Consider the following 16521-nt stretch of genomic DNA (forward strand, 5'->3'; position numbering starts at 1 on the left):
TGTTGTCATTGTGAGCCGCAGGCTGATCCCATTACAGATGCAGATAGCTCAAAAAAATAAGGATCAGAACAACGCAGAACCCGATCTTCAGCATCCGTGGCTTTACATCCCGGTAGAGAACTCTGGGGGGTGTTTAATTGCAGGTCGTATGGTGCGTAAAGCGGCATCGTATTGACACAGTAACTGCAGAGCCCAGTCGGCACGCGCCCGAATGCGGCTATCACTTTCATCCGAAGGCTCTTCGCTGTTTAGCATCGACTCTACGTTCCTGATGATGAGTTGTTCAGGCAAATACAGGATCCGGCTATTTTTGTAGCTCGATGCGCGTAACTCAGCAATTGGATATGCCCCTCCAAGCCCTGCCGAAACGCCGACCAACAGCGCAGGCTTATGTCCAAGTTCACCAAGCCCCGCGTACAAAAAGAAGTTTTTCAGGGCTGGGCAAGCCATGCCATTCCACTCAGGACTGATCACGATCAGTGCCGTCGCTTTTTTGAGGATCGATTGCTGGGCATTCCAGACTCTGTCGGTGTCTTCTTCTGGCCAAAGCGGTAGCCAACTGGAAGCCAGGTCGATCAGTTCGCTTGAATCACACAGCTCAAGTTTCTCTAATCGGTCGCGCAGATACCTGGCAACCTTGACGGATTGACTGTTTGATCTGTTCGATCCACACAGCAGAACGATATGACGACTCATCGCGCCACCTTCTGGTTAGCGTTTACCTTGGGTGCGGTACGGCGGGAACGCACGATGGGCCAGAACAATTCGTCTTTCCAGCTTATCGGTGATAAGTGTTCGATTCCGTAGGCTGGCGGACGCCGACGGGTAATTTTTGCGGTTCCAAACAGTACGTCCCAAAAAAACAACAGGTTGCCGAAATTGCCTTTGTAATGGGTAACGCCATCCTCGGCAGTCAAACCGTGATGCGCAGAGTGAGTGGAGGGTGTGGAGAAGGTTCGCTCCAAAACCCAAACAAGTGGGCGTAACGCGCGGATGCGATAAAGTTTGTCGTCCCATGCAACGCTGCTGTGCGCTGCGAAAATCACCGTCATCTTTACAATCAAATAAACATAATAAACAGGAGCAAGCCCAAGATATATCAACATGCCAGATAGCCAGATACCGGGCATCAGAAGATAGTAGAAACTGTTGTTGCGATAGACGATGCGTACACTCATATAGGGTGCTGAGTGATGTGCACGGTGAAGCGCATAAAGTGCGGGAACCCGGTGAGTCAGGCGATGCCACCAATATTGGGTCATGTCATCCAGCAGTAAAAACAATACAAATCCTGCAATCCACGGGATTCCAGCCAACGCGTCCTTCATATCCGGTACGGCCTGACTTAGTATCTTGCCACTTAGCCACATGACTAAAGGGAATGTGATCGCCACCAGTATGCCGGAGCCGACGACTTCAATGAGTACGTCACGTTTGCCGCCTGACGACTGACGAAACGAGGAACAGGCAAGCTCTAGCAAAACGAAGGCAAGGAAAATTCCGGCCACTATCAAAGCAGGGTTATTGGCGAGCATTATTGTATTCATGGCACTCTCGATTTAGGCCCTTGCGGGCAATGCCATGTCATTAGAAACCCAGGAGTCAGCCCTCCCAATGCGCGAAATGGACAGAATTGAGCTAGAACCGGCCAATCGCCCGCCCCAGCGCTTTCATCGAGGCCGGCTGGGCCAAGTGCTGGAGCGCTTCCTTGATAGCCAAGTCTGCCGAAAAAGCACGGATTACAGCCTGATCGAGCTGGATCAGCTTTGGCGCGAGGCGGCGCGCATTGATCCGGCGATCGGGTTAAAACTGTTCGCGCTGTTCACGCCTCAGGACTGGCACGTCCTGGCTTATCTTTGCCTGTATAGCCCCGACGTTTTGTCGGCCATGCACCTTTGGGCCCGGTACGCACCGCTTGCATCGGACACTGACAATGTGAGGTTGGTGAATGATGAAAATGGCGTCGGAATCGAGCTATGCGTCGACGCGCCAGGGGAGTTGGCGCGGTATGTGATCGAACACTACGGCGTGATGTCCATCGCGCAATTACGACGTGGAACGGGCCAGGATGTGCAGCCGATTCTGGCAAAATTCATCCATTCGCGTCCGTCGTATTACAAGCAATATGCCCAGTGGTTTGGAGACCGCATCGAGTTTGACTGCCCGGTTAACCGCTTCTATTTCCATGCGCAAAGCTTGAGCCTGCCGATGCAGACCCGTCATCACGGGATGTTGGAGTTATTGACTCAGGAACTGGATCGACGGATTGCCGCGCATCGCAACTTCAGCGGTTGGTCAGCCAAGGTTGCCGAAGGTGCGCGACGATCTCTGGCGAGAGGTGAAACTCCAAACCTGGACAATCTTGCAAAGGCGCTGCATCAGACGCCCAGGACATTACGTAGACGCCTGGAAGAACAAGGCACGACCTTCAGGCAATTACTCGATCAGATTCGGGCGGAACTGGAACTGCATCTTGAATTGCAAGGCGAGTCGTTAACGGAGATTGCAGCCCAATTGGGCTACAGCGATGTGACTGCCTATCTCCATGCCCGAAGTCGATGGCGTGACAGGAAATAAGATGGTGGCCTGATTATTTCGAGCTGTCTTTTGCTTTCTCCATCCTGCACTCCAACCTAAGCAGAATCCTCGATGCCCAAAAGGTACTTCCATGAAATCTGGCTCTCTCCTGACGAAGACAGCCAACTGCTCCCCTCCTGCCTTCCCTTAGGTCCATCCGGCGATGCAGCCCGGAACATGAACGAGCCAGGCAGTGAATGCGTTTGGATCTTCTGGGCGATGTCACATTCCGAAGCGATGCAGGTTTACTACGACTTCCTTGACTTTGGGGAGTATAGAAGCGAATTCCCAGAGGATTTGGAGCCCTACGCCGATGCGTGGGTGGCAGAGCAATGGGCCTATCTATCAACGCTCAAATAACGCTTTTTTTTGCTGATCGCAGGAAGAGACCAAACAGGAGAGGTCGTGGCAAAGCCACCCAGGAAAAAAATACCATCTTATGGACCCTCTGCTAGGCTAGCCGTCAGGGTTAAAGGGCCACAGGGAGAAGGCAGGATGCTCACATTCGACAAGTTATGGAAAAGCCACCCAGAAATATTTGGAGACGCCGCTCCATGCAGAACCAACGGCGCCAAAAACTTCAGTGATCAGTGTGCTATCAACCTCGGCGTCGCACTACGCCGGGCTGGTGCCGATCTCGGCAAACTCAAGAGTGTCCGCCACTGCTGGCAGCACCCCAAGAGCGAAGGACATGTATTGGCAGCAGAAGAAATAGCGCAAGCGTTAAGCCAAGCCAAAATTCCCGGCCTGCACGCCGTCAAAAAAATAAAGCCTAAGGACTTCGAGGATGATCTTGAAGGGCAGCAAGGCATCATTTTCTTCAAGGACTTCTGGCGCCGAGGAAACGAGACCATCGGCAATCGCAGCGGCGATCATATCGATCTATGGAACGGGCGTAGACTAACGGACTGGCTGAGCTACCCTCGTATTCAATTGGGGTTTTCCATTGAGGGCAGCTTCTCCGACTACCACGAGTCGAAGGAAATATGGTTTTGGAAGGTCATATGAAAATTGTTAAAGGGGCATTGTTCGTCATCCTTATCGTTGCCTTGGCCGTCGGGGCGTTTAATTTGATATTCGTGGCAGTGTCTAGCTACTTTGGGCCGTTCTACGAGGGTGATGCGGACCAAAGCCGGAACTTTGCCATTTGGCTTTTGGGTAATGCGGGGATCGGGTTGCTTTCGGTTGTTATGGGTGTTGTTTTGTATCGGCGATATCTGCGCAAGGCACGTGTTTGAATGAACAACTTCGCCGGTGGTGGTGGTAGACATCCGCCCCCCCTCGGCGTTGTTGCCCGCCTGATAGAAAACTAATTACCCCGCCCACCACCAAACGACCATTCATCTGCCGCGGTAGTGGTAATCACCACCATGACATCCTCAGAGTCGATGCCTGGCGCTCGACTCAGTCTCTCGACCAGGGTGCGATAGAAACGCTGTTTCGTCTCGATGTCTCGAGGGCGACCGGCAGTAATCGCGATCAGCACAAAGTCATGGCTGCGTGGACCGCCCAGGTAGCCGGGATCAAATATCAGTTCGCCCACTTCATGTTGGTGAATGACCTGGAACCGGTCGGCCATCGGCACTTCGAAGCTTTCTACCAACGCCTCGTGCAGCCCCTGTGAGAGGGCCTGTAAATACTCGGCAGACTTTCCCCGGTGCAATGAAATACGTGCAAACGGCATAACGCTCTACTCCTGAAAAACCCACTGACAGGCGAAAACTATCAAGTCGCGATAATTCCGAATATCCGATTTAATGGCGACCACAGTCCTGAATGAGTGGATGATTCGATGCGCCGTCCGACCTTCGATCTTGATGTGCTGCGTACTTTCGTGACCGGTGTGGAGTTCAACAGCTTTGCCAAAGCGGCGGACCGGCTCAATCGCTCGACGTCTGCCGTGAGCGCACAACTCAAGAAGCTTGAGGAACAGATAGGCACCCCAGTGCTGGCCAAATCCGGTCGAGGGCTGGTGTTGACGCCGGTGGGTGAGTCCCTGCTCAGCCATGCCCGCCAACTGCTTGAAATGAACGACAACATTTTCCAGACCCTGCACGAAAGCCAGACCGCCGCAACGGTACGCCTGGGGCTGCAGGAAGACTTTGGCGAACACTTTCTCAGCGACATTCTGCGACGCTACGTCAAGATGTACCCAAGGGTGAGCCTCGAAGTCAGGATTGCGCGCAACACCGATTTGCTTGCGTTGATCGACAGCGGTGGCCTGGACCTGGCCCTGACTTGGGACACAGGGCACAAGTCCCCTTATGCCACGCGCCTGGGTGAAACGCAGATGCACTGGATCGGGTCTCGTGACACACCATCGCTCAACTGCTCTGTAGATTCTCCCCTGCCATTGATCCTGTTCGACGCCCCTTGCGTGTTGCGCAGCGCGGCAACCCAGGCACTGGATGAGGCGCGAATCCCCTGGCGAATTGCACTGACCAGCCCCAGCGTGGGTGGAATCTGGGCGGCCGTTGCTGCCGGTTTGGGCCTCACGTTGCGAACCCGCATTGGGCTGCCAGGACATCTCGCCGTTATTGCTGGCCTACCCACACTGCCGACCCTCGGCTATGTGCTTTATCGTGGAGCAGAACACCTGGCGCCTGCCACCCGACAACTGGCAGCGTTGATACAAACCCGTCTGGAAGAGCAGGCGTTCAGTATCACTGCAGGCGCCTCCGTTTGATGCTGTCTAAAGCAGGTCGCCCAAGGTGTCGTACTTGTAATACTGGCTGTAATTCAGGACATCTCGAGGTGTCACCTTTTCCGGGAAAGGGCTGTACATCGGGTCATCAATCCGATGGAACTTGAGCGTATCCGGGGCATTTCCCGCAGGTACGTAGGCGGCGGCGGGATGCTTCGCTTGCCATGCCGCCCAGAGCCGATCGACATTGCAATGATGTAGAAAGAACACTGGGTCGTTCGGCGAAGATGACAGTCCCATGTCACCACCGACCCATACATGGACGTTGTTATGAATGCGTTCTTCGCCCGCCCATCCCTCGATGCTGTTGCGCGCACCACCGGTGGTTTGAGCCGCGTTGTAGGGTGCTTTGTCATACACCGGGTTTTCATGGATGACCTTGCGCACATTGGCGCGGCTGGGCAGCGCCCCACCTCTTCCCAGATAACGCACCAAGGGGCGGTTTACCTTGTTTAGTTCCATGGTGCGGCCATCACCCATTACTCGCACTCGCCACGTCCCATCCACGAACTGTCCAAGGTATTCATCTGACCAAATGAGTGAAGTCCTCGGGTCCTGAAGTTCCGCGTCAGTGTTCCAATCCCAGTACGGGACTCGAAAGTGTGGGTCGTTTATCGCCTTGCGAATCAAGGTTTCCAGCCGCACGAGGAAGTAGCGATGCCACGGCAAGAATGATGGCCCGCCATGCGCAGCGTTCCTGGCCATCTGCCCGGCAGGCGTTGAAATCATCATGGCCCGGTGGTGCCAGGCCACGAAGGAGTCATAAATCGAGAGGTTGGCCTGCCCGGGCCAGGGATTCTGCACGGGGTCCTTGAGCCGTTTTACCCCTTCGACGTATTTCTTAAGCGCCGGGAGATCATTGACCGCATTAGACCTGATCATGATGTGCTCCGTGGGCATGGTGGTCGGGCTGCTCTGCCCCGTCGCCATCGCCCTTGATGAAGGATTCTGGATAGGCGTCGATTACCGCGGTCATCAAGTCGAGAGCCGATCCGTAAGTGACGAACGGGGTGGCGTGCGTATGGACCTGGCCCGCGTCGTCCACAAACAGATGCGCCTGGACCGGAGCCCCATCAACCTCCACCTGGTAGGTGGTGACGATCCGGACAACGTGCCCTTTGTGGTTAATCTCGCGAACAGTCCTGGCTTCATGTCCTGCATGCGGGTCCACGTACTCAGGAAACTGTTCCTTGATCCACGCAGGGTGCGTTTTGTCAGGATCGGTGATGGATATCTCTGCCAGAGCACCTATGTCAGGCGGGCTCAATAGCACGTTGGTTTTTGTACCCGTTGGTTCGGGGCTGGAGACGTTCTTCCGTGTCATGATTCCTCCTGGAGTGTGCCCTCGGACGATTGCCCAGACTGGCTGGAGGAAGTGTAGTTGGTGGCGGGTAGGCATGCCGCTGAACCCATCCGCTGGGCCAGTCGCTCAAAACACTTCAAAACCACTGATTGCTAAAGCAATCAGGATCCGAAAATAGCTCACTCGGTCGACGGGACGGACGCTTTGCTGCCCAAGCGGATCAGTTCATTGGAGAAACACAGCCCGACGATGATCAGTGCCGCCCCCGCGTACAGGCTTTCGCGCGGTACTTCATTGAGCGCCACAAACGCCAGCAGCGCGGCGAACAGCGGCTCGGTCAGCTCCAGCGCCTGCACTTGGGATGGCTTGAGATACTCGATGGCCTTGGTGGTGCAGAAGAAGCCAAGGATTGTCGGCAGCGCGGCCAGCGCCAGCAGTGCGGCGATCGCCAGCGGCGACAGCTCGCCGATCACGAAACCATCGGCCGCAGCCGGCATCAGCAGGTACAGGCTGCCAAAGAACAGCAATTGCCGGGTGAAGTGCAGTCCCCCCGACACGCCCATCCGCTTCATGGCAACCGAAAAGGCCCCATAGCCGCAGCCGGCCATGGAGGCTAGCGCAGCACCTTGCAGGGTAAAGCCCTGCTGCAGGTCGGCGCCGAAGATCACCGCGATCCCGGCGATAGCCAGTGCGGCGCCCACGGTCGCGTTCGCGGTGATGGCATCCTTGAGAAAAATGCGCCCCAGAATGATCGAGGAAATTGAGGCACTGGCCATCAGCATCACCACCACACCTGCTGCAGCGTAATGGCGATAGGCGGACGTTTCGAAGTGGAACAGCACAAAGATGCCAAGGAACGCGCAGATAGCCGCCTGAGTCCATTTGGTCGTCGACGCCGGGCGCTTGAGGAAAAGCAGTAAGATCGAGAGAAGCATGCAACCCAGTACGGTCTTGATGACGGCGACACTGCTGGCGGTGAAGCCATTACTCATGAGTACTTTGCTGAGTACACCGATCGTTGCGTTCAGTGCCGCGGCGGAGAGTGCAAATATGACGCCTTTGCTGAAAGTAGATTGCATTGATGACGATCCCTGTCGCTGAATTGTCGTTCGATAGAATGCCGCCCTACATCGACGGCGCAAAGTTTGAGAATCCGAAGTTCCCGCCAACCCCCCGCATTCATTGTGGCATAAGCTGGATGAAATCAGAGGGCCTAGCCCTTGGCTATGCAATATGAGTTGACGAACATTGCAGTGTGCTGCAAAGACTGACGTATATCCGGTTTGGCTATTCCATGCCTGTTGGCAAATTGCTCGACCGCCGCTGTATCAAAACGAGTGGTCTGGATAAAGTCCAAGGCTTCGGGTTTTGTATTCAAAAACCGCGCGACGGGAGGAATACTCAGTAGCAACTTCAGCAATCGGAGTGAAATGTAATGCTTGGGAGACTTTAAGCCCAAAGGTTGTGCCACCTGTACCAGGAGTTCTCGCAAGTTGGGAGTTTGGTCATCAAGCGCCAGCAGTTCCTGGCCCACCATGGCAGGATCAAAAGCACAAACCGCCACCAACTCAACCAGGTAATCCACGGTGACCAGTGGCAGCCAGTGCTCGGCGGTACCGGGCACTGCAGTCAGCTTTCCCTGCACAAGGTTGCGTATCAGCTCTCCCAGCGGCTGACCGTCAAGGATATGCCCCGTGCGGCTGTGGCCACAAACCGTCGCGGGGTGGACAACGGTAATCTCCCCGCCTTTGGCGGACATGACCTCCAGGGTCGCAAAATGCGCCTCCAGCTTGCTCCCCTCGTAACCACCGACATGTCGGTAGACGGCAGGCCAATTCGTCAGCTCCGGATAACGAGGATCAATTCCGATGCGTTGCAGATGTTCATGATTTTTCAGCATGTAGCCGCCGATCATCACTAACCGGCTTTTTTGCTCAGCCGCCAACAGCGCCACGCGCTTTGCCCCTTCCACATTCACCGCACGAGAATGCTCCACTGAAAGCCCCCATGCGAAGTGGGCGCCTAGGTGGAATATGACTCTGGCGTGCCTTAGCACTTCTCGGTCAGCAAGACTCAGCCCGAGGTTGTCCCGTTCCAGATCGCCAGCTACGGCAAATACCCGGGTTGCGCACCCTCCCAAATTGTCGACTTGCTCCCGCAGTGCAGCTAGTCGCTCTGGGCGACGCATCAACACCCGAATGGTGTGACCTTTTGCACTCAGGTACGCCACCAAATGTTGACCGATGAAGCCGGTACCCCCCGTGACAAAGCACTCCACGCTCATTTCCCTGTTCCTTGTTTAAGATGAGAAATCAAGCGTAAACTATCGACCCAACTCTATAGTCAAGCGGTGTTTTCATGAAAATCGGCGAACTCGAGGCCCGCAGCGGCGCCAGCCGCCATACGCTGCGTTACTACGAGCAAATCGGCCTGATCTCACCGCTGCGGCAAACTAACAAATATCGCGTTTACACAGCGCAAACTCTGCAGGATCTGGACTTTATCCAGCGCGCGCAAAGCATGGGGTTTTCCCTGGGGGAAATAGGCGAGATTCTGGATGCGCAGCGGAACAAGCTGATCGATTGTGCTGACGGCGCAAAGCTAATTGAAAAGAAGATGGCAGAAATCAAACAGAAAATCGCCAACCTCCAAAGCATTTATCGGTATCTGGATGAAGAGCGTGCAAACCTCGAAGCCAGTGCTGCCAAGCAACTTGAGCTTCAGCAGCTGAACAACTCTTCCAACTGAACTGTCAGCATCAGCGACACGTCACTCAACTCATAACCAGTATTCCCAGAGTCGCGCCATCTGCTCCTTGGCTCTCACACCGAGCGAGCGGCGCTGCCACTTTTCCAGCTTGATTTCGTTCGATTTGGCCAGATCAGCCAGGAATGCCGCCTGCATTTTTTTTCCAAACCCGGTGCCCAGCACAACAACGTTGACTTCATCATTGTGCAGGAAGCTGCGCCAGTCGAGGTTGGTGGAGCCGACACTCGACCACACGCCATCGATTACTGCTGTCTTGACGTGGAGTAGCGCGTCACGTCGCTCGTAAAGCTTGACGTTGGCCTTCAACAGCTCGCTGTAGTAGGCGCGACCAGCATGGAGCACTAGCCACGAATCGGTGCTGCTGGGTAGTACCAGCTTGACGTCGACTCCACGTGCTGCTGCCTCCTTGAGTGCCGCCAGCAACTGCGGGTCGGGAACAAAGTAGGCGTTAGTCAGCCATATCTCAGACTGCGCGCTACGTAGCGCCGAAATCAGCGTGGCATAGATCAAGCTGAACGGCTCATCTGGCGAGCTGCCGATGGCGCGCACCACCTCGGTGCCTTTGCGCTCAGGTGGCGGAAAGTAGTGGCGAGCCGCGAGTGGTTCACCTTTCTGGGCCGTCCAGGTTCCGATGAACAGCTTCTGCAGGTCTGCAACCACGGGCCCCTCGATGCGCAAGTCGGTATCGCGCCAAGGCAAATCACCCGTTGGGCGAGTCTTCGAGTGAGCGCTGAACGAGCCCCCCGAATAGACGCTGCTGATGTTGATCCCGCCGAGAAAGGCAATACGGCCGTCCACTATCAGCAGCTTTCGGTGGTCGCGCTGGTTCACGTCCCAACCCGTTTTGGCCGCCGCCGGATTGATTGGGTTGTACTCCAGCACTTTGATGCCCGCGTCGGTCAATCGAGAGAAAAACGCTGAGGGTGTTCCAAGGGTTCCGACGCTGTCACGGATCAGATTGACCTGTACGCCTTTCTGTTGCTGAGCGATCAGTGCGGCGGCGAAACGCTGGCCGACTTCATCATCGTCGAGGATGTAGGTCTCCATGTTGATGTGGTCGCGCGCAGCTTCCACGGCTTTGATCATCGACTGGTAGGTGGCGGGGCCGTCCTGCAGCAAGTCGACCTTGTTTCCTTCCGTTAGCGGGCTGCCGACGATGGATTCTTCGATGGCGAGGTGCACATCGAAGATGTTGGTCTCTGCGCCGGTGGACCTGAGTCGGTCGAGAATGGCCTTGCTGCGCTCGGCTGACAAAGGTCCGTGTATCCCGTCGAGCTGCACTGGCGCAGAGGGCGCGCGAGCCATGTCAGGCACTATCCTCGGCAATGTACTGCAGGAAACCACAAATGCCAGGAGCACAGCCACGCACAGCGCCAGAGGAATACATACCCCCTTACATGTGGCTAGAAGATTCATTAGACCCCTCTTTGTGAGGACGGTGATAGCGAGTCGCGACGCCATCACTTGTTTTGACCACTGTGTAAGGGCCGGGTTCGTCGTCAGAAGGTGCTTTTGGCCTCAACGCTGCTGAAAAATTTGATACCTCTCGAGCCAATGAGTACGGACGACAGAGCCGTATCGCACTAGCCGGATATGACGCCTGCCACGACCTGACTGCATGCATGCTGGCGGCAAGCCTCGGCAATTCAAGCTCGACAAAAATACTGGTGGTTGGCGCTGGCGGTACTGCACAGGAAATTATTGCTATGGCCAAACTTGAGCCGGGTTGGCGCTTCACTGCCGTTGATCCATCCGGGCCGATGCTGGAGGCAGCGAAGCAGCAGTTAGAGGCAAACAATTTGCTTGAAAGGACGGCCATGCATCTTGGGCATGTTGAAGACCTGGCTGCAGACGCCTCATATGACGCAGCCACTTTGATCGGGGTACTCCATCATCTCGATGGCGATGATACCAAGCGGGAAATTTTACGATCCATTCGAGCTCATCTAAAGCCGGGTGCGCCGTTGATCGTCGCGGGGAATCAATATGCTTATGCCAGCCAGCCGTTACTGCTTGCTGCCTGGGGGCAACGGTGGCGCCAGCATGGAGCCAACTCGGGTGAAGTGAAGGCCAAGCTTGGGAAAATCCTTCAAGGCGCCGACCCACCACATTCCGAGGCGGCGGTTCAAAAACTGTTGCATGACGCCGGATTCGGAGGCGCTACTCGTTTCTTCAGCAGCCTGTTCTGGAGTGCCTGGTTGACGTGTAAAACGGGTTGAATCTGGAAGCGGGTGGCTGCTTCTGGCCGATTGCTGTTCGACCCGAAGGGCTGCTTTCGACTGTGGATTCACCCCGGAGCAGTCATCGAGACTGCCGGTCGCGATGGTTCTGAATCAGGTTCGCAAGTCACCCGCTCTGATGAATTCGATCAGCGCGTTCAAGGCCGGTGGCACATGGCGCCGGCTGGGGTAATAAAGAAAGAATCGGCTTGGCGGTGCTTTCCATTCCTGGAGTATTTCTCTGAGATGCCCGTGGCGGATTTCGTCGCGCGCCAGCTCCTCGTAGACATAGGCAATCCCAGCGCCATCTTTCGCCGCCTGGATCATCAGCGCATCGTCTTCCAGAATGAGCGGGCCTGTGACGGATAACCGTATCGGTTGACCGCCTGCCTGATACTCCCAGGCGTAAAGTTTGCCACTGGGAAAACGCCTGGCAATGCACGCATGCTCGAGCAAGTCGCGGGGGGCGTGCGCGATCCCCTTTTCGGCCAGATAGGCATCCGCAGCAACGGTCACGAACGATTGAGGGGCGCCGACAGGGACTGCGATCATGTCGCCGGCCAGGCTTTCACCAAAGCGGACTCCAGCGTCAAATCCGCCGTTCACGATATCGGTCAATCCATCGTCGGTGATCAGGTCCAACTGAATACGTGGATACCTGGCCACGAAGGGCGCGAGCACTTTCGCAAACACGATACGAGCCGCCGGGCGCGCCACGTTGAGGCGGAGTTTGCCAGCGGGCACTTCCTGTAGCGAGGTCAAGTGCGCCAATACGTCGGCAACCTGGTGCAGGGTCGGGACCAGCGTCGCCAATAGCTGTTGGCCGGCCTCGGTCGGGGTCACGCTACGAGTGGTTCGGTTCAGCAGCCTGATGCCCAGGCGTGCCTCCAACGCTCGCATCGCGTGACTCAACGCGGAAGCCGAAACGCCACGCTCGTCGGCGGCCTTGCGGAAGCTGCGATGGCGAGCAACGGCGGCAAAGGCGTCGAGTTCAGAGAGATCGGGGTGATTACTCATGAATTTCGTTCAGTAGTTCAAATACGATTACCCATCTTATCGCCATCAAATCTCTCCCGGATACTTCTCACATCATTTGTGGAGAGGTCGTTATGCAAAAGAATCGTCTTGGATCATCGGATTTTCTGATTTCGCCTATTGGCCTGGGGACGTGGGCAATCGCTGGCACAGGTTGGGAATACAGTTGGGGAGCGCAGGATGACAAAGACAGCCTGGGCGCACTTGAGTATGCCATCGAACGCGGCGTGAACTGGATTGATACTGCTGCGGTTTATGGCTTGGGCCATGCGGAGCAATTAGTGGGGCAATTGCTGCGTCGGGTGCCGGTCTCGCGGCGTCCTTTGGTGTTCACCAAAGGCAGCCTGGTCTGGGACCCGGTCACGAAGCAGATTTCGCACTCCCTGGCCCCCCAATCGTTGCTCGCCGAGATCGACGCAAGCTTGCGCAGGCTCCAAGTCGAGACTATCGATCTGTATCAGATCCACTGGCCTGCCTTTCCTGCCGACGCAAGCAGTGAAGGTATTGAAATGGCGCTTTCGGCTTTGGCAGCCGCGCGCGATCAAGGAAAAATTCGCGCTATCGGCGTATCGAATTTCGATGTCGCTCAACTCAAGCGGGCGCAGGCGGTGACAGAGATCGTTTCGCTCCAGCCGCCGTATTCCGCCTTGATGCGGGACATAGAGAAAGACGTCCTGCCATTCTGTGAGCAGGCCGGGTTGGGGGTCCTTGCCTATTCCACACTTCAATCGGGGCTACTGTCCGGCAGCATGACGCGCGAACGCATCTCGCAACTGCCCGAAGACGATTGGCGCAAGGCCCGAAGTGCTGATTTCCAGGAGCCCCGTTTGAGTGCGAATCTGACTTTGGTTGACGTTATGGCACGCATTGGAGAAAGGCACGGGGTGAGTGCTGCGGCGGTCGCTATCGCCTGGGTACTTCGCCAACCGGTAGTGACGGGCGCCATTGTCGGAGCCCGCCGCCCAGCACAAGTCGACGGGCTGATAGCAGCCTCGGCGTTGCGCCTTAGCGCCGCGGAAATCGACGAAATCCGACCGTTCCTGCCGTCGGGCATGGGAACAAATGTTCCTGGCGCCGTGGCCTGACACCCTGGGTGGTCCGAGTGCTCTCCTCCATCGCCATCGCTGGCAGGTGGGCTGTCTCACGCTACAGCTCGCGAAGCACGCACTTTCTCGTATCGCGCGAATCCGATCTTGATGCCAACCAGAATGGGGGCCGCGATTACAAAAAGCAGGGCCACGGCGATGAACGCTGTGTCGAAGGCAATTACCGTGGACTGACTTGTCACTAACCGGCCCAGAAGGCTCGTCGCTGCTCGGCCAGCGGCCACTGCATCCATTCCTTTCGCGCTCAGCATGGCTGTCGTGGTCGTCATCCGTTCGATGACCGCGGCCCCGCCCGGCGTGACGTTGGCGCCGAGGACCGCGGCATTGTTGACGACGTTATGGTCGATCAGGGTCTGGAGCCCTGCGACGCCGATAAGGCCACCTAACTGGCGACCCGTATTGAAAAGGCCTATTCCACTGGCGAGGTTTCGGCTGTTGAGGTGGCTGAAGGCGATCAGCGTGATCGATAGAAACAGGAAGCCAAGCCCCAACCCGCGCAACAGGATAGCCGCCATCATGTCGTCCGCGCCGCTTTCGCTGGTCGAACCGGACAGCATCCACATCGCTACCATGATCATCAGGATTCCAAAGGGCACGGTGGCGAATGGCGCAACGCGGCGGGCCTGCATGAGCCAGGCCGATATGAGAAGCGCACCGACAAAAAACGCGCCACTGGGCAACAGCAGCTGACCGGCATCGGTAGGCGTGAACCCGAGGACCGATAGAGCGAACGCCGGAATCAGGTAGGCGCTGCCGAACAAGGCGGCGCCGGCGACAAAACTGACGATAAAGGCGAAGGAAAAATCGCTCGATTTGAACAGGGTGAAATCGAGCAGCCCCTGCCCTTTGGCCAGCACTTGTTGGCCGAGAAATGCCAGCAGAGCGGCTGCGCCAATCACCGTTAGCCAAAAGATGCGAGGCTCCTCGAACCAGTCCCATCGGCTGCCCTGGCTAAGAACGTAGGTGAAACAGAACAAGGTGGCGGAGATCAGCGAGAAGCCGATCCAGTCAAACGGACGGTGTCGGACCTTGGCGGGCATCGGGCCGTCTGCGATCAGCACCAGCCCGCTAGCCACCAAGGCAATCGGCACAACGCTGAAGAAGATCCATGTCCAGGACTGGCTATCGATCAACCATCCTTGAAACGCCGGGGCGAGCGTCGCGGGCGCGACAACGGAACCCATGGCAAACAGAGCCTGGAGGATTGGCTGAAGGGACCGCGGATAAGCGCGAAAGATGATCGCCTGCCCCCCGACCAGCAGGGTGCCGCCAGCGAAGCCCTGAATAACTCGAAGTGCAATCAACAGATCCAGCCGAGCGGTGATGGCGGCAATGCCGCACGCCAGGCCCATGACCAGGGTTGAGCTGATCATCACATGACGCGAATTAAAACGCTTCAGCAGCCAAGGCGCGGTCATGAACCCGATCAGCTTGAACGCGATGTAGCCGACATCCAACCAGGCAAACTCATCTGGCGTTGCATAGGTGTCGCCGATGATGTCGCTGCGTCCGAGCGCCAGAACGGTGCTGGCGATCGCTTCCGTCAGCGTGGCAAGCACGATGCCCGCCATGAGCAGGACACCGGTCGTAACGCTGGCGTTGCTGCGCGTGGCGCTGGCAACCGTGTTCATGAGCCCTCCCCTTGCGCAACCTCGACACGCGCGGACAGGCCTGGGACGATACGGCCCGGCAACGGGTTGTGGGCAAGCCGGATCTTTACCGGAACCCGCTGCACGACACGCACAAAGTTTCCTGTCGCGTTGTCTGTGGGCAGCAAGCTGAACGCCGACCCACTACCCGGTGCAAAGCTGTCGACCACGCCTTCAAGTGCCCCGTCGGGATAGCCGTCGACCGTGATGCGCACGCGCTGACCGGGGCGGATATGTTCGAGCTGGGTTTCCTTGAAGTTCGCCACGACCCACACATCATTGACCGGCACGATATCGAGCAACGAAACACCCGGCGTAACGAACCGGCCGACGCGGACCTGACGGTTACCGATAACGCCATCAACAGGCGCGTGTACCACGGTGCTGTCGAGATCGATCTGGGCCAGATCGCGCGCGGCCTGCGCCTGCGCCACGGCAGCAACGGCAGCTTCTCGCTGGGCCACAAGGACGGTGATGCGTTGCTGTTGAGCCTCGACCGTTGCCGACGCCGCCGAGACCGTCGCCTCGGCTCTGGAGCGTGCCGTGCCGGTTTCATCGACGAGGGCCTGGCTGACCGCGTTGCTGACGATAAGTTTTTGGCTGCGATCATGGGTCTTGGTCGCCAGATTCATCTCGGCGGAGGCCGAGCGTCGCTGGGCTTCGGCCTGTCGAATCAGGGCACGCTGAAGCTGGGTTTCGGCATCGACGTGGGTCAGGCGCGCCTCGGCTGCGCTGACATTGGCCACCGCCTGCGCGAGCCGTGCGCGATAGTCCCGATCGTCAATCCGGAACAGGACGTCACCCGCCCGGACGGTCTGGTTGTCCTCGACCTCTACCGCCGTGACATAGCCGGCAACCTTGGCCGCGAGCGAGGTGAGGTCGCCGCGCACATAAGCGTTATCGGTGGAGGTCGAACCGCTCGAAAACGCCATGGCCCATCCGCCAGCCAAAACCACCACGGCACCGATGCACAGCAGGATGCCGATCATCTTTCTCTTGCTTTGCCGCGCCACCACGACAGGAGTCTCGACGCTTGCGCCGGTGGCAATGGCGGCCTTGTCCTGTAGCGAGTTCATGTTCTTGTTTCCTGTTCAATGCCAAGGATCCGCAGCAGCCACAGGACGGCAGTAACCTGCCGCCCGGCTGTCGAACGTCGATG

General features: G+C 57.1%; 18 protein-coding genes. 7 read left to right on the forward strand and 11 right to left on the reverse strand.

Annotated features, from left to right (window positions below):
• Positions 1–102: 102 nt before the first annotated feature.
• Together PSH97_RS17510 and PSH97_RS17515 are read right to left on the reverse strand one after the other, a co-directional pair.
• Positions 103–696, reverse strand: a complete 594-nt coding sequence (locus PSH97_RS17510) for an NADPH-dependent FMN reductase (protein WP_305446007.1) — start codon at positions 694–696, stop codon at positions 103–105.
• Positions 693–1547: a sterol desaturase family protein gene (locus PSH97_RS17515; RefSeq protein WP_305446008.1), complete on the reverse strand. Its 855-nt coding sequence runs from the start codon at positions 1545–1547 to the stop codon at positions 693–695. The genes PSH97_RS17510 and PSH97_RS17515 overlap by 4 nt, the downstream gene beginning before the upstream one ends.
• Before the next feature lie 67 nt (positions 1548–1614).
• On the opposite strand from PSH97_RS17515, the gene PSH97_RS17520 reads away from it, so the two are divergent.
• The 3 genes from PSH97_RS17520 to PSH97_RS17530 all read left to right on the forward strand — a co-directional run bounded on the left by PSH97_RS17520 (position 1615) and on the right by PSH97_RS17530 (position 3815).
• Positions 1615–2577, forward strand: a complete 963-nt coding sequence (locus PSH97_RS17520) for an AraC family transcriptional regulator ligand-binding domain-containing protein (RefSeq protein ID WP_305446009.1) — start codon at positions 1615–1617, stop codon at positions 2575–2577.
• 495 nt (positions 2578–3072) lie between these two features.
• Positions 3073–3585, forward strand: coding sequence for a type VI secretion system amidase effector protein Tae4 (locus PSH97_RS17525; protein WP_305446010.1), 513 nt, complete (start codon positions 3073–3075; stop codon positions 3583–3585).
• On the forward strand, positions 3582–3815 hold the full coding sequence (locus tag PSH97_RS17530; protein ID WP_305446011.1) for a hypothetical protein: 234 nt from the start codon (positions 3582–3584) through the stop codon (positions 3813–3815). The genes PSH97_RS17525 and PSH97_RS17530 overlap by 4 nt, the downstream gene beginning before the upstream one ends.
• 71 nt (positions 3816–3886) lie before the next feature.
• On the opposite strand, the gene PSH97_RS17535 is transcribed toward PSH97_RS17530, so the two are convergent.
• Positions 3887–4261 carry a tautomerase family protein gene (locus tag PSH97_RS17535; RefSeq protein WP_305446012.1) on the reverse strand — a complete coding sequence of 125 codons (375 nt, stop codon included), beginning with the start codon at positions 4259–4261 and terminating at the stop codon, positions 3887–3889.
• Between the two features lie 108 nt (positions 4262–4369).
• Here PSH97_RS17535 and PSH97_RS17540 point away from each other — a divergent pair, with 108 nt between their 5' ends.
• Positions 4370–5263 carry a LysR substrate-binding domain-containing protein gene (locus PSH97_RS17540; RefSeq protein WP_305446013.1) on the forward strand — a complete coding sequence of 298 codons (894 nt, stop codon included), beginning with the start codon at positions 4370–4372 and terminating at the stop codon, positions 5261–5263.
• Positions 5264–5269: 6 nt separating this feature from the next.
• Here the strand turns inward: PSH97_RS17540 and PSH97_RS17545 are convergent, their stop codons facing one another.
• The 4 genes from PSH97_RS17545 to PSH97_RS17560 form a co-directional block, all read right to left on the reverse strand.
• Positions 5270–6163, reverse strand: a complete 894-nt coding sequence (locus PSH97_RS17545) for a tyrosinase family protein (protein ID WP_305446014.1) — start codon at positions 6161–6163, stop codon at positions 5270–5272.
• A complete protein-coding gene (locus tag PSH97_RS17550; RefSeq protein WP_305446015.1) occupies positions 6150–6605 on the reverse strand; it encodes a hypothetical protein in 456 nt (151 codons plus the stop codon). The genes PSH97_RS17545 and PSH97_RS17550 overlap by 14 nt, the downstream gene beginning before the upstream one ends.
• Positions 6606–6763: 158 nt before the next feature.
• Positions 6764–7663 carry a DMT family transporter gene (locus PSH97_RS17555; protein ID WP_305446016.1) on the reverse strand — a complete coding sequence of 300 codons (900 nt, stop codon included), beginning with the start codon at positions 7661–7663 and terminating at the stop codon, positions 6764–6766.
• 134 nt (positions 7664–7797) lie between these two features.
• The gene (locus PSH97_RS17560; RefSeq protein ID WP_305446017.1) at positions 7798–8868 is read right to left on the reverse strand and encodes an SDR family oxidoreductase; all 1071 of its coding nucleotides are present in this window, start codon (positions 8866–8868) and stop codon (positions 7798–7800) included.
• 74 nt (positions 8869–8942) lie between these two features.
• On the opposite strand from PSH97_RS17560, the gene PSH97_RS17565 reads away from it, so the two are divergent.
• On the forward strand, positions 8943–9332 hold the full coding sequence (locus PSH97_RS17565) for a MerR family transcriptional regulator (protein WP_305446018.1): 390 nt from the start codon (positions 8943–8945) through the stop codon (positions 9330–9332).
• Positions 9333–9362: 30 nt separating this feature from the next.
• On the opposite strand, the gene cls is transcribed toward PSH97_RS17565, so the two are convergent.
• On the reverse strand, positions 9363–10658 hold the full coding sequence (gene cls / locus PSH97_RS17570) for a cardiolipin synthase (RefSeq protein WP_305446019.1): 1296 nt from the start codon (positions 10656–10658) through the stop codon (positions 9363–9365).
• A 317-nt stretch (positions 10659–10975) separates the two neighbouring features.
• Between cls and PSH97_RS17575 the strand changes: the two genes are divergently transcribed.
• The gene (locus tag PSH97_RS17575; protein WP_305446020.1) at positions 10976–11572 is read left to right on the forward strand and encodes a class I SAM-dependent methyltransferase; all 597 of its coding nucleotides are present in this window, start codon (positions 10976–10978) and stop codon (positions 11570–11572) included.
• A gap of 114 nt (positions 11573–11686) precedes the next feature.
• On the opposite strand, the gene PSH97_RS17580 is transcribed toward PSH97_RS17575, so the two are convergent.
• Positions 11687–12589, reverse strand: coding sequence for a LysR family transcriptional regulator (locus PSH97_RS17580; RefSeq protein WP_305446021.1), 903 nt, complete (start codon positions 12587–12589; stop codon positions 11687–11689).
• Between the two features lie 92 nt (positions 12590–12681).
• Between PSH97_RS17580 and PSH97_RS17585 the strand changes: the two genes are divergently transcribed.
• The gene (locus PSH97_RS17585) at positions 12682–13692 is read left to right on the forward strand and encodes an aldo/keto reductase (protein ID WP_305446022.1); all 1011 of its coding nucleotides are present in this window, start codon (positions 12682–12684) and stop codon (positions 13690–13692) included.
• A 56-nt stretch (positions 13693–13748) separates the two neighbouring features.
• Here PSH97_RS17585 and PSH97_RS17590 read toward each other — a convergent pair whose 3' ends face one another.
• Both PSH97_RS17590 and PSH97_RS17595 read right to left on the reverse strand, forming a co-directional pair.
• Positions 13749–15344 (reverse strand): DHA2 family efflux MFS transporter permease subunit, encoded by a 1596-nt coding sequence (locus PSH97_RS17590; RefSeq protein ID WP_305446023.1) that lies wholly within the window; start codon positions 15342–15344, stop codon positions 13749–13751.
• Positions 15341–16438 carry an HlyD family secretion protein gene (locus PSH97_RS17595; protein WP_305446024.1) on the reverse strand — a complete coding sequence of 366 codons (1098 nt, stop codon included), beginning with the start codon at positions 16436–16438 and terminating at the stop codon, positions 15341–15343. Before PSH97_RS17595 ends, PSH97_RS17590 begins: the two co-directional genes overlap by 4 nt.
• Positions 16439–16521: the final 83 nt, after the last annotated feature.

Origin of the sequence: Pseudomonas cucumis, from assembly GCF_030687935.1 — a bacterium.
Classification (GTDB): domain Bacteria; phylum Pseudomonadota; class Gammaproteobacteria; order Pseudomonadales; family Pseudomonadaceae; genus Aquipseudomonas; species Aquipseudomonas cucumis.

Bases quoted from the DNA above. Each gene is read 5' to 3' on its own strand.
- PSH97_RS17510 (WP_305446007.1), bottom strand. From the start codon at position 696: ATGAGTCGTCATATCGTTCTGCTGTGTGGATCGAACAGATCAAACAGT.
- PSH97_RS17515 (WP_305446008.1), bottom strand. From the start codon at position 1,547: ATGAATACAATAATGCTCGCCAATAACCCTGCTTTGATAGTGGCCGGA.
- PSH97_RS17520 (WP_305446009.1), top strand. From the start codon at position 1,615: ATGCGCGAAATGGACAGAATTGAGCTAGAACCGGCCAATCGCCCGCCC.
- PSH97_RS17525 (WP_305446010.1), top strand. From the start codon at position 3,073: ATGCTCACATTCGACAAGTTATGGAAAAGCCACCCAGAAATATTTGGA.
- PSH97_RS17530 (WP_305446011.1), top strand. From the start codon at position 3,582: ATGAAAATTGTTAAAGGGGCATTGTTCGTCATCCTTATCGTTGCCTTG.
- PSH97_RS17535 (WP_305446012.1), bottom strand. From the start codon at position 4,261: ATGCCGTTTGCACGTATTTCATTGCACCGGGGAAAGTCTGCCGAGTAT.
- PSH97_RS17540 (WP_305446013.1), top strand. From the start codon at position 4,370: ATGCGCCGTCCGACCTTCGATCTTGATGTGCTGCGTACTTTCGTGACC.
- PSH97_RS17545 (WP_305446014.1), bottom strand. From the start codon at position 6,163: ATGATCAGGTCTAATGCGGTCAATGATCTCCCGGCGCTTAAGAAATAC.
- PSH97_RS17550 (WP_305446015.1), bottom strand. From the start codon at position 6,605: ATGACACGGAAGAACGTCTCCAGCCCCGAACCAACGGGTACAAAAACC.
- PSH97_RS17555 (WP_305446016.1), bottom strand. From the start codon at position 7,663: ATGCAATCTACTTTCAGCAAAGGCGTCATATTTGCACTCTCCGCCGCG.
- PSH97_RS17560 (WP_305446017.1), bottom strand. From the start codon at position 8,868: ATGAGCGTGGAGTGCTTTGTCACGGGGGGTACCGGCTTCATCGGTCAA.
- PSH97_RS17565 (WP_305446018.1), top strand. From the start codon at position 8,943: ATGAAAATCGGCGAACTCGAGGCCCGCAGCGGCGCCAGCCGCCATACG.
- cls (WP_305446019.1), bottom strand. From the start codon at position 10,658: ATGGCTCGCGCGCCCTCTGCGCCAGTGCAGCTCGACGGGATACACGGA.
- PSH97_RS17575 (WP_305446020.1), top strand. From the start codon at position 10,976: ATGCTGGCGGCAAGCCTCGGCAATTCAAGCTCGACAAAAATACTGGTG.
- PSH97_RS17580 (WP_305446021.1), bottom strand. From the start codon at position 12,589: ATGAGTAATCACCCCGATCTCTCTGAACTCGACGCCTTTGCCGCCGTT.
- PSH97_RS17585 (WP_305446022.1), top strand. From the start codon at position 12,682: ATGCAAAAGAATCGTCTTGGATCATCGGATTTTCTGATTTCGCCTATT.
- PSH97_RS17590 (WP_305446023.1), bottom strand. From the start codon at position 15,344: ATGAACACGGTTGCCAGCGCCACGCGCAGCAACGCCAGCGTTACGACC.
- PSH97_RS17595 (WP_305446024.1), bottom strand. From the start codon at position 16,438: ATGAACTCGCTACAGGACAAGGCCGCCATTGCCACCGGCGCAAGCGTC.